Source organism: Bacillus thuringiensis, assembly GCF_022095615.2.
Lineage (GTDB): Bacteria > Bacillota > Bacilli > Bacillales > Bacillaceae_G > Bacillus_A > Bacillus_A cereus_AG.
The window spans coordinates 3,706,165-3,718,199 of sequence record NZ_CP155559.1; the positions used below are offsets into that span (position 1 = coordinate 3,706,165).

Sequence of the window (12,035 nt, forward strand, 5' to 3'; positions counted from 1 at the left end):
TCACCTAACGTTATTTTTTTACAAGCTTATTCATTACTTCATACAGCTTATTTGCTGCATCTGGAATACCTAATTGCCCCGCAGCCAGCTTCATATTTTGTAATGTTTGTTCATCTAATAAAATCTCATCAATATCACGAATAAGCGTTTCTGCTGTTAAATCTTTTTCAAGCAACATTTTTGCTGCTCCTTTATCGACAACAGAGCGTGCATTCTTTTCCTGATGGTTATTTGTTACGTAAGGACTCGGAATTAACACACTTGGCTTACCTAACGCGGTTAATTCTGCAAGTGTTGTTGCCCCCGCTCTTGAAACAACAAGATCTACACCTGTAAGTACCTCTGGCATATTATGAATGAAAGGTTTAATAATAACATTATTCGGATTCCCTTTTTGCTTCACTGCTTCCATCACTTTGTCATAATGAACTTCACCTGTTACATACAATATTTCGTAACTTTTATTTCCAAACTGTTCAATTGCCTCTACGAAAGCATCGTTAATCGGTCTAGCTCCACGACTTCCACCAAAAATAAGTACGGATTTTTTAGGAAGAGATAAACCTACTGAACGTTTTCCTTTCATTCCATTCTGATCCATTACTTCTGATGCTCGTGGATTTCCTGTCATAACCACTTTTGACTGTGGAAAATGTTCTGCAGCCGCTTCAAAACAAACCGCAACTTTATCAACATAGCGGCTTAAAAATTTATTCGTTACACCAGGTACACTATTTTGTTCATGTACAATGGTTGGAATACCTAATTTTGCTGCAGCATATACAACTGGGCCACATACATATCCACCCGTTCCAATCACAATATCCGGATTAAAACGACGAATATATCGTTTACTATCTTGTACACCCTTTAGGAAACGCATCACCGTTTTCACGTTATCTAACGATATTTTACGCTTAAATCCACTTATAACAATAGATTGAAACGGTATACCTGCTTTTGGAACAATTGTGCTCTCTAATCCGCTCTCCGTACCAATATATAAAAACCTTGCTTCCGGATTTAATTTTTTTATTTCCCTTATTAAAGCAAGAGCCGGATAAATATGACCTCCAGTACCCCCACCACTTACTAATACACGCACTACTAATTCCTCCGCTTCTCTTTTCTTATTTCAGTCGTATTTATTTCTATATACATCATGTTTCTTCGCGCACATACGAAAAACCCTGTCTTATAAAACAGGGTTTAGTAGCGAGAATGGCGACTTATATTTAATAATACACCTACTGCCATTAACATTAATGTCAAACTTGATCCACCATAACTTAAAAACGGTAAAGTAATACCCGTAACAGGCATCAATCCTGTTACAACACCAACATTAATCATTACTTGAATCGCAATCATCGCCACAATACCTACTGCTAAAAACGTACCATATAAATCAGGCGCTCCTAAAGCTATACGAATCCCACGCCATAATAACAGACTAAATAATAATAACACAAATGAACCACCAATAAAACCTAATTCCTCAGATAAGATTGCAAATATAAAGTCTGTTTGTGGTTCAGGTAAATAAAGAAACTTTTGTCTACTTTGTCCAAGTCCGAGCCCGAATAATCCACCTGGTCCAATTGCGAGTAACGATTGAATAATTTGAAATCCACTTCCAAGCGGATCTGACCACGGATCTAAATATGATGTAATACGTTTCATTCGATACGGTGCTGATGCAATCAGCCCTACAAATCCTGCTACACCAAGCAAACCAAACATTGCAAAGTGAAAGACCCTTGCCCCCGAGATAAATATCATAATAATACATGTCCCAACCATTACCGTTCCTGTGCCAAGATCTGGCTGTAACATAATCATCCCAAAAGCAAGAAATACAAAACTAAGAGCTGGTAGTAAACCACGTTTAAAAGAGGTAATTAATTTTTGTCGTTCCGCTAAAAATTTTGCTAAGAAAATAATCATCGCAAACTTCATAAATTCTGATGGTTGAATGGAAAATGCCCCGATTCCAATCCAACTTCGCGCTCCTCCTCGAACAAGCCCTACCCCAGGAATAAGAACAAGAATAAGAAGAATGAAGCAAACTAGCAAAATTACTTTTGAATACGTACGCCACACCCAATAATCAATTTTCATAATTAAAAACATAGCCACTACACCAATACTTGCAAATAGCAATTGCCTTTTTGCAAAAAAGAATGAGTCCCCCATTTTATAAGAGGCCCAAACCGCACTCGCACTATACACCATAACCATTCCGATTGTTAACAACGCAAGTGTAACGATGATGAGAATAAAATCAGGCGTTTTCTTCATTACCCATAAACACCACCTCTTTAGGCAGAAACTTTTGCCCTATGTAACAAAACATCAGTAGGTGTTAGCCTACTGATGTTTTGATTTACTTTATATAAGTTTATGCACAGCTTGTATAAAAATGTCTCCTCTTTCTTCAAATGTTTTAAATTGATCCCAGCTTGCACATGCTGGAGAAAGAAGAATTACATCGCCATCTGTAGAATGAGCATAAGCTTTCACTACAGCTTCATCTAAAGTATCGACACTTTCAATTGTATCTAATCCCGCTTTTTCTGCAGCTCTTACTAATTTTGGAGCTGTTTGTCCAAATGTCACAATTGCTTTTACATTTTTGAAATACGGAATTAAATCATCGAATTCATTTCCACGATCAAGCCCGCCTGCTAATAACACAATCGGTTGTGTAAACGCAGATAAAGCTTTCTCAGTCGCTAACATATTCGTTGCTTTTGAGTCATTATAAACCTTACGATTGTTAATAGTTGTTACATATTCTAAACGATGTTTTACACCTGTAAAACGTTTTAACACCGCTGTAATCGCTTCATTAGAAACACCTAATAATTTTGCGATACTCATTGCTGCTAAAATATTTTCTAAATTATGTTGACCAGGTAAAACGATATCGCCTACTTCAACAACTTTTTCACCTTTAAAACAAAGAGCATTCTCTTTTATACATGCACCATCTTCAATTTCTTTCGTTGTCGAGAATAGTACTTTTTGCCCTTTACTATAAGCAGATAAAGCCATCACATCTGCATCATCTGCATTTATTACACTATAATCATTTTCTGTTTGGTTTTTAAAAATATTTGCTTTTGCTAAACCATATTCCTTCTTCGTCCCGTGATAATCTAAGTGGGCCTCAAATAAATTTAAAAACGCAGCAATTTTAGGCTGGAACAATTCTACTCCCATCAGTTGGAACGATGAAAGTTCTGTAACTACAACTTCATTTTCTTTTGCATCCTGTGCTACTTCACACGCTACAGTTCCTATGTTTCCTGCAATTACAGGATGCTTTTGTCCTTCTTTTAGCATTTCAAATGCAAGCATTGTCGTCGTCGTTTTACCGTTAGACCCTGTAATCCCAACAAATGGCGCTTCTGAAATACGATATGCTAATTCAACTTCCGTAACAATTGGAATTTGCTTTTCTTTCGCAGCAACTAATAATGGATTAGAATACGGGATTCCTGGATTTTTTACAACAAGAGAAATATTTCTCTCTAACAATTCTAAAGGATGACCACCGCATACAACGTCCATTCCTTTTGCTTGTAATTCTGCAGCAAGTACATTATCCGCTAAAGGCTTTCCGTCATTTACAATAACATTTGCCCCTAATTTTTGTAACAGCGTAGCTGCTGCATAACCACTTTTTGCAATGCCTAATACAAGAATATTTTTATTTTGAAATTCAGTTACAGTTTTCAATTACATCCACACCCCGATATAAATTCCTAACACAGCTAATAAAAATCCTACAGACCAAAATGTCACAACAACACGCCACTCTGACCAACCACATAATTCATAATGATGGTGTAATGGACTCATTTTAAAGACACGTTTTCCTGTTGTTTTAAAAGAAATGACCTGAATAATAACAGATAAAGTTTCCATTACGAATACTCCACCAATGATTACAAGTAGCAATTCTTGTTTTAATAAAATCGCTACAGCTGCAATGGCTCCACCTAAAGCTAAGGAACCTGTATCTCCCATAAACACTTTCGCTGGATTTGCATTGAATACTAAAAATCCAAGTACAGCTCCTACAACTGCCATACAGAATATCGCTACTCCAAATTGCTCTTGTGCTACTGCAATAATACTAAACGCTCCAAATGCAATAGCAGCTGTTCCTGATAATAAACCATCTAAACCGTCAGTTAAGTTAACTGCATTTGATCCACCAATAAGCATAAATAATACAAGTACAAAATACGCCCAACCTAGTTCAAACTTAACATCTGTTCCCGGAATCATGATGTATGTGTGGAACGCTTGCCCTTTTCCAATTAAAAAGAACGCAATAGCAATAACAAGCTGACCTACTAATTTTTGTTTTGATGTTAAACCAAGATTTCTCTTCTTAACTACCTTTATGTAGTCATCTAAAAATCCAATTAATCCGTAGCCAAATGTCACTAATAATAATAACGAAACCTCTGCACCTAAATGATTAAACTTAATCGCCATAATAAGTGAAGTTACCATCATAGATACATATATGACAATACCACCCATTGTCGGTGTCCCTGATTTTTTTTGATGTGACTTTGGTCCCTCATCACGAATACTCTGTCCGAACTTTAATTTCCTTAAAAATGGAATAAACAATGGCGAAAGGGCAACAGAAATTAAGAATGCTACCCCAGCCGTTACTAATAAACCTTGCTCAAGCACATGTAGTCCTCCTCTCACGTTGTTACTCTTCGTTGTTTAAACGCTCTGTAATTGCTTCTTTAGCGACTTCACGATCGTCAAAATGATGAACGTCTTTACCAATAATTTGATACGTTTCATGACCCTTACCAGCAATAATGATGATATCTTCAGCTTTCGCGTTAGCAATTGCATGGTATATCGCTTCTTTTCTATCAATAATTACTTCATAATTATTCCCATTTGCACCCTGCACCATATCATCTAAAATAGCCCCTGGCTCTTCACTTCTTGGATTATCAGAAGTATAAATTGCATGAGTTGCATATTTTGTTGCAACACTTGCCATGATTGGTCTCTTTGTTCGATCTCTATCTCCACCACAACCGACGATACAATATACATCGCCTTTTGCAAACTGTTTTGCTGTTTTTAATACATTCTCTAAGCTATCTGGTGTATGTGCATAATCAACAATAACTGTATAATTTTGTCCACCATCAACTACTTCAAAACGTCCTGGAACTCCAGCTAGTTGCTTTATTACATCAATAACCGTTTCTAAACTTACACCAGAAACAAGTCCTGCCGCTGTTGCTGCTAGTACGTTATATACATTAAATTTCCCAATCAATTTCATCGTGACATTTACACTTTCATACGGTGTTACAAGCGTAAATGTAGTTCCACCGCTCGTCATAACGATATCTTTGGCCATAATATCACTTGTTGTATCAATTCCATATGTTACAACAGTTGCCGCAGTACTTCTCATATATTCCGCAGTTACAGCATCATCATTATTCAGTACCGCGTACTTTTCACGATCATGGTTATAACTATTGCCAAGTTGTGCAAATAGCAATCCTTTTGCATGTTTATATTCTTCCATCGTTTTATGATAGTCTAAATGATCTTGTGTTAAATTTGTAAACACTGCTACATCGTAATCACATCCGTGTACACGACCAAGATCTAAAGCATGTGACGAAACTTCCATTACTGTACTATCTACACCGTGCTCAACCATTTTTGAAAACGTCTGTTGAAGTGTTAGTGCATCTGGTGTTGTATTTTTCACCTCAAATGTTTCATCACCGATTTTCATATTAATCGTTCCAATTAGCCCCGTTTTATGACCATGTGCGCGCATAATCTCATCCATAATATGCGATGTTGTTGTCTTTCCATTTGTACCTGTAATTCCGATTAAATGTAACTTGTGTGTTGGTTGACCATAAAAATAATCAGCTAAAACCGCTAACGAACGAAAAGTATTTTTCACAAGTACAACTGGAACGTCAACATCAATTGGTCTTTCCGCAACAATAGCAGCCGCTCCTTGTGCCGCTGCTTGCTTAGCAAAATCATGGCTATCAACCGTATATCCTTTCATACATACAAATAAGCTTCCCTCTTTCACTTTACGTGAATCAGCTTCTATAGATGTGATTTCTGGATTTTCTTTTGGAACAACTGGAAAATCATGCAAACATGATAAAAGTGTATGCAACTTCATTTCACTAAACCCTCTCTACATTGTGTATTTATCTCTTTTTTAATAGGCAACACGTTACCTCCTAAATATGTAAAATAGGAGGTAAGTGCTACTGTGTCTAATAAATAGACTTATTTATAATTAGGGCTCTTACAGCCTCAAATTAAGTAACTCTTCTATAAAGAACTCACTTCCACCAATTGTACCATAAAACGTACTAGGTTACCTTTAATTCCCGAAGTAAATTCTAATTTTTGAGCCCTCTTTTACTTTAGCTCCTGCTTCTGGGGATTGTTTAATTACTTTCTCTCCGTCTCCACTTATATCAAGCTTCAAATCGACGAGTTGTGTCTGTAAGTCTTTCTTTTTCATACCAATTAAATTCGGAACTTCCACAGTTGGTGTATCGCCCCATTTATATTCTCTCTCAACTTGTTCTTTTCTCGGTTTCACTCCCATAACAGGAAGTGCATCCCGAAGAATATTCCCAACAATTGGAGCTGCTACTACTCCACCAAATTGCGTTACACCTTTCGGATTATCAACAGCAACATAGACAACAATTTCCGGATCATCCGCTGGAGCAAAACCGATAAAAGATACTATATAATTATTCTCTAAATATTTACCATCTTTCACCTTTTGAGCCGTACCTGTTTTTCCACCTACACGATACCCATCAATGAAAGCACCTTTACCAGATCCCTTTGCTACAACATTCTCTAATGCATACCGAACTTTTTCTGAAGTTTCCTTGGAAATAACTTTTCTTTTTTCCACAGGTGTCTTTTTACTTACAACTTGATTATTTTTCGGATCAATAAATTCCTTAGCTATATATGGTTGATACAATGTCCCACCATTTACAGCCGCTGCTACTGCTGCTACTTGTTGAATTGGTGTTACAGAAACTCCTTGACCAAATGAAGTAGTTGCTTGCTCGACTGGACCAACCTTATCTAAATTAAATAAAATCCCACTACCTTCACCTTGCAAATCAATTCCTGTTTTCTGTCCAAAGCCGAAATTACGAATGTATTTAAACAATCGGTCTTTACCAAGACGATCACCAAGTTCAATAAATCCTGGGTTACATGAGTTTTGAACTACTTCTAAAAACGTTTGGCTACCATGGCCTCCTGCTTTCCAGCATTTCAATCTAGCTCCACCCACTTCAGCTGCTCCATCATCATAAAACGTATCTTTCTCTAAGTCTACTAAATTTTCATTCAAAGCTGCCGCTAACGTAATGATCTTAAATGTTGAACCAGGCTCATACGTACTCCATACTGGTAAATTTCTATTATACACTTCTGGAGAAACACTTTGAAAATCTGCTGGATCAAAACTCGGCCGACTCGACATACCTAAAATTTCACCATTTTTCGGATTCATTGCAATCGCAATCATACCATCTGGATTATATGTCGACTCTGCAATATTCATTTCTCTTTCCATAATTCTATTAATACGCGCATCAATTGTTAAGCCTAAATTCAAACCAGCTTCTGGTTTTTTGAAATCATCGCCAACATTAGGCATCCTTTGTCCTTTTGCATCTGCAAAAAAACGCACATGACCTTCATCACCATTTAGCTCTTTATCATAATATTTTTCAAGCCCCATCAAACCTTGGTTATCACTACCTGCAAACCCTAATACGTGTGATAAAAAGTTACCGAATGGATAGTACCGGATAGAGTCCTCTGCGATATAAACACCTTTCAAACTTAATCCTCGTACCTCTTTCGCTTTATCATGTGATATTTTTCTTCCGCCTTTATCTAACCTTACAATCGATTCTTTTTTTGTAATCCTCTTATAAATCTCATCTTTTTCCACACCTAATACTGCAGCTAACTTCTCTGCAGTCTCTGCTGGTTTTTCAATTTGCCTCGGTACAACAAAGACCGTTGGGGCACTTTTATTCGTAGCAAGTTCCACACCATTTCGATCTAAAATCTTCCCACGTTCAGGTTCAAAAGTAATATTACGACTCCACGAATCCTTTGCACGATCCGTTAACATATTCCCAAGAAAAAATTGTACATATCCAAGACGAATATCGATGATAGTGAAAATAAGTATACCTGATATGAGTATAAAAATAAGTCGTTTTCTAACCGTTACATTTGATACACGCATATTGGAACAAGCCTCCCTTACGCCTAGCTTGTTCCAATATATGCTTGTACTTATTTAATTAGAACTTCTTCTCTTTTACCATTACTGTTTTTCTGCTTCTTGTTGTGGTTCAAGTGGCGGTACAAGCGTTACACCTAACTCTGTACCAGGTTGCAACAATGTTCCTTCCGCCACACTTTGTTCGGTTACATATCCGGTACCAGTAGGTTTTAAGTTAAGCTTTAATGTTTTTGCTAAATTCATAACATCACGCAGTGCCCAGCCTTGTATATTTGGCATTGTAGGCTTATCTCCTACTAAGAAGACTCGATCGCCTTTTAATGTTTGCTCCGTTGCTTTTGGCACTTGCTGCTGCACTTTTCCTTCACCTAATACGATTGGACGAAGTTTTGCTTTATCAATTGCTTTTTTCGCTTCTTCCATCGTTTTCCCGGTTACATCTGGAACGACAGTTTGTTGTTCTTTCACATATTTTTTCGGGTCTTTTATTTCATTTGGCTTAATCTTTAAATACTCTAAACTATTTTTGGTTACATATTTAAAAATATCAGCTAAAGGCTGTGCGCCATTCTCATCATCTTTCAATTTCGGTTGTTTTACAGCTACATACACAACAAGTTGCGGATCGTCCATAGGTGCCATCCCTAAGAATGAGAATATATAATTCTCTCTTCCCGTCATATAGCCACCTTTTCCATCCGGAATTTGCGCCGTCCCTGTTTTACCACCCACTGAATATCCATCGACTTTATAAGCAGTTCCTGTTCCTTTCGGCGATGTAACAACACGTTCTAATAACTGTCTTACTTGCGCTGCTGTTTCTTTCGTAACAGGTTTTCCCACTTCTTCTGGCTTATGTTCTAATTTTACTTCACCTGTTATTGGATCTACAATTTTATCAATTGTATACGGCTTCATCATTTTCCCATCATTTGCAATAGCAGTTGCTGCTTGTACAAGCTGTATTGGCGTTACAGTAGAACCTTGTCCAAAAGCTGTTGTTACTTGCTGTATTTGCTGATCGAATAGAATTGTATTTGAACCTTCACCAGGTAAATCAATGTTCGTTTTTTCATCTAATCCAAAACTATGAATATATTTCCGGAAACGTTCTGGGCCAAGTTTTTGATCCCCTAAAATTGCAAACGCTACGTTGGAAGAACGCTCTACCCCTTCATCAAACGTGATAGATCCCCATCCAGCGCCTCCGTTATGATCTTTTATTTTTCGGTTTCCGACTTGGTATGTACCAGACTGATAATAATCTTGTCCTTTATACACACCTTCATTAATAGCTGCTGCTAGCGTGAAAATTTTCATTGTTGATCCAGGTTCAAATGCATTTGCAATTGCGTCATTATAAAAATACTTATTATTCTCTTCGTTCGGATCATAACTAGGCTTACTAGACATTCCTAATATTTTCCCTGTTTTTGGATCCGCAACAATCCCTATCAAACTTTCTGGTTCATAATGTTTACTCGCTTCTTTCATTGCATCTTCTAAATAACTTTGAATACGTTGATCTATCGTTAAATACGTGTTATCTCCATTTTTAGGTGCCTCTACATTCACTTTCCCGCCGTCAAGAGACACACCTTTACGATCGCCTGTATAAGCTACTTTTCCGTTAGAAGCTCCTAAATATTTATCCAAGCTCTTTTCTAAACCAAATTGCCCTATAGCAATCCCCTTATCATCGGGTCTCGCATGTCCTACGACATAAGATGCGAAATCACCGTTCGGATACACTCTTGCATTTTCAGTAATAAAAGATATACCTGGCAATTTTAATGCTTCTATTTGTTCCTTCTGTTCTTTCGTCAAGCCCTTACCTAATTTCCCAAATTCCACTTGACTTCTACCTTCTTTATTTAACGTATCTAAAATCTTCTCTTCATCTTTTCCGAGTACTCCCGCAATTTTCTTTGCAGTATCCTCTTTATTTTCAACATGATTCGCACCTTTTAATTCCGCTACAAGTTTATAAGAGTTTGCATCTTGCGCTAACACATGACCATTTTGGTCATAAATCGTCCCGCGATTCGCTTCCAGAACTCCTGTTTTACTATGTTTTTGCTTAGCGAGCGCATCCAAATCATGATCATGAACAGTTCCTGTTGCTTGTATGTAAAAAAATCGGGCTAATAATAGCAAAAAGAGCAGGAGGAATAAAATCATAAAATACCCTGCTCCCTTATTGGTATGAAATTTAGTCATATTTCTCTTCATTTTCCCTTCACACCTATTGCCTTATTTGAGGCCCTTCACATTATTCGCATTAATTTCTAGCCCGTGTTTTTTTGCAACTTCAGCGATTCGTTCATAGCGACTTAATTTCTCTACTTCAGCCTGTAACTCTTGATTTTCTTTTTGCTGCTGTACAATTTTTTGTTCTATCGTCGCTGCTTCTACATTAACTTGATAAAGGCCTGCTTTATTTCCAATAAACGCTACACAGGCATACAATAAAAAGCCAATAAATGCTACATACAACAGTTTTTCGATTCTTGTAATCTTCGCTTTAGCTTTTGGCTGAACCATCTGCTGTGGGGGCGTTTGAATCTGTACCTCTTCTTGTGCTTGTTGTTTGTACTTTACAGCTAAGTTACTCATACCTCTCTCCCCTTTTTATCGTTTTTCAGCGATTCTCAATTTCGCAGAACGCGCTCGATTATTTTCTTCTAACTCTATATCAGAAGGTAAAATCGGTTTTCTTGTAATAAGCTTTAATTTCGGCTTAAATTCATCAGGAATAATTGGTAATCCTGGTGGCAATTGTGGCGTTGTACTATTTCGCTTAAACGTCGTTTTACAAATACGGTCTTCTAAAGAATGGAATGTTATAACACTAACCCTTCCACCTGGCTTGACCATCTCAATCGCAGATTCCAACGCTTCTTCAAATACTTTCAATTCATCATTTACAGCTATACGGATTGCTTGGAACACTCGCTTCGCAGGATGTCCACCCGTTCTACGAGCAGGAGCTGGAATACCCTCTTTAATTAGTTCTACTAATTCTCCTGTCGTTTCAATAGCTTTATTCTCACGATACGCTTCAATTTTCCTTACTATTTGTTTTGAAAATTTCTCTTCACCATACTGGAAGAAAATTCTTACAAGTTGTTCATATGACCAGCTATTTACAACATCATATGCTGTTAATGGGGCATCTTGATCCATTCGCATATCTAACGGTGCATCATGATGATAACTAAAGCCACGCTCTGGTGTATCTAATTGCGGGGATGAAACACCTAAATCAAATAAAATACCGTCTACTTCTGTTATACCTAATTCCTGTAGTTTTTCAGATAAATGACGGAAATTACTTTTTACTGTTATGAACTGTTCACCGTATGAAGAGAATTTTTCTTTCGCATTTTGAATCGCTATCTCATCTTGATCAAACGCGATTAACTTTCCGCCTTCAGTTAATTGGGATAATAAATAAGAACTATGTCCTCCTCCCCCCAGTGTACAATCTACATATGTACCACCTGGCTTTATATCTAAGCCGTCTACTGTTTCCTTTAAAAGCACTGTTACGTGTTTAAACATTGTTGCACCTACTCTTTTTCCAATTAATTATGTTGAATGCATCTCCTCCTCCAAACGTATATTTCACGATTAGAGAACGAAATACTATGAAAGAACGACTCATTTAACTTGCCTACAAAGGCAGCATACT

Annotated in this window: 9 protein-coding genes; all 9 read right to left on the reverse strand. The window is 37.1% G+C overall.

Translation table 11 applies throughout. From position 1 onward, the window contains the following. Nucleotides 1-10: 10 nt before the first annotated feature. Nucleotides 11-1,105, reverse strand: coding sequence for an undecaprenyldiphospho-muramoylpentapeptide beta-N-acetylglucosaminyltransferase (gene murG, locus KZZ19_RS19035; protein WP_237979368.1), 1,095 nt, complete (start codon nucleotides 1,103-1,105; stop codon nucleotides 11-13). A gap of 104 nt (nucleotides 1,106-1,209) precedes the next feature. Further along, entirely contained in the window at nucleotides 1,210-2,301 is a 1,092-nt protein-coding gene (spoVE, locus tag KZZ19_RS19040; RefSeq protein WP_000753516.1) for a stage V sporulation protein E, read from the reverse strand. Between the two features lie 90 nt (nucleotides 2,302-2,391). Next, a complete protein-coding gene (murD, locus tag KZZ19_RS19045; RefSeq protein ID WP_088097538.1) occupies nucleotides 2,392-3,744 on the reverse strand; it encodes a UDP-N-acetylmuramoyl-L-alanine--D-glutamate ligase in 1,353 nt (450 codons plus the stop codon). Continuing rightward, the gene (mraY, locus tag KZZ19_RS19050) at nucleotides 3,745-4,719 is read right to left on the reverse strand and encodes a phospho-N-acetylmuramoyl-pentapeptide-transferase (protein WP_000893058.1); all 975 of its coding nucleotides are present in this window, start codon (nucleotides 4,717-4,719) and stop codon (nucleotides 3,745-3,747) included. It abuts the gene before it with no gap. Between the two features lie 22 nt (nucleotides 4,720-4,741). Beyond that, on the reverse strand, nucleotides 4,742-6,217 hold the full coding sequence (murE, locus tag KZZ19_RS19055) for a UDP-N-acetylmuramoyl-L-alanyl-D-glutamate--2,6-diaminopimelate ligase (protein WP_088097539.1): 1,476 nt from the start codon (nucleotides 6,215-6,217) through the stop codon (nucleotides 4,742-4,744). Between the two features lie 207 nt (nucleotides 6,218-6,424). Continuing rightward, nucleotides 6,425-8,341 (reverse strand): stage V sporulation protein D, encoded by a 1,917-nt coding sequence (locus tag KZZ19_RS19060; protein WP_001266227.1) that lies wholly within the window; start codon nucleotides 8,339-8,341, stop codon nucleotides 6,425-6,427. 81 nt (nucleotides 8,342-8,422) lie between these two features. Continuing rightward, nucleotides 8,423-10,573, reverse strand: a complete 2,151-nt coding sequence (locus tag KZZ19_RS19065) for a penicillin-binding protein (RefSeq protein ID WP_098341867.1) — start codon at nucleotides 10,571-10,573, stop codon at nucleotides 8,423-8,425. Between the two features lie 21 nt (nucleotides 10,574-10,594). Next, nucleotides 10,595-10,957 (reverse strand): cell division protein FtsL, encoded by a 363-nt coding sequence (gene ftsL, locus KZZ19_RS19070; RefSeq protein WP_000067081.1) that lies wholly within the window; start codon nucleotides 10,955-10,957, stop codon nucleotides 10,595-10,597. 15 nt (nucleotides 10,958-10,972) lie between these two features. Next, the gene (gene rsmH, locus KZZ19_RS19075) at nucleotides 10,973-11,905 is read right to left on the reverse strand and encodes a 16S rRNA (cytosine(1402)-N(4))-methyltransferase RsmH (RefSeq protein ID WP_088097541.1); all 933 of its coding nucleotides are present in this window, start codon (nucleotides 11,903-11,905) and stop codon (nucleotides 10,973-10,975) included. Nucleotides 11,906-12,035 lie beyond the last annotated feature (130 nt).

Bases quoted from the DNA above. Each gene is read 5' to 3' on its own strand.
- spoVE (WP_000753516.1), bottom strand. From the start codon at position 2,301: ATGAAGAAAACGCCTGATTTTATTCTCATCATCGTTACACTTGCGTTG.
- murE (WP_088097539.1), bottom strand. From the start codon at position 6,217: ATGAAGTTGCATACACTTTTATCATGTTTGCATGATTTTCCAGTTGTT.
- KZZ19_RS19060 (WP_001266227.1), bottom strand. From the start codon at position 8,341: ATGCGTGTATCAAATGTAACGGTTAGAAAACGACTTATTTTTATACTC.
- KZZ19_RS19065 (WP_098341867.1), bottom strand. From the start codon at position 10,573: ATGAAGAGAAATATGACTAAATTTCATACCAATAAGGGAGCAGGGTAT.
- ftsL (WP_000067081.1), bottom strand. From the start codon at position 10,957: ATGAGTAACTTAGCTGTAAAGTACAAACAACAAGCACAAGAAGAGGTA.
- rsmH (WP_088097541.1), bottom strand. From the start codon at position 11,905: ATGTTTAAACACGTAACAGTGCTTTTAAAGGAAACAGTAGACGGCTTA.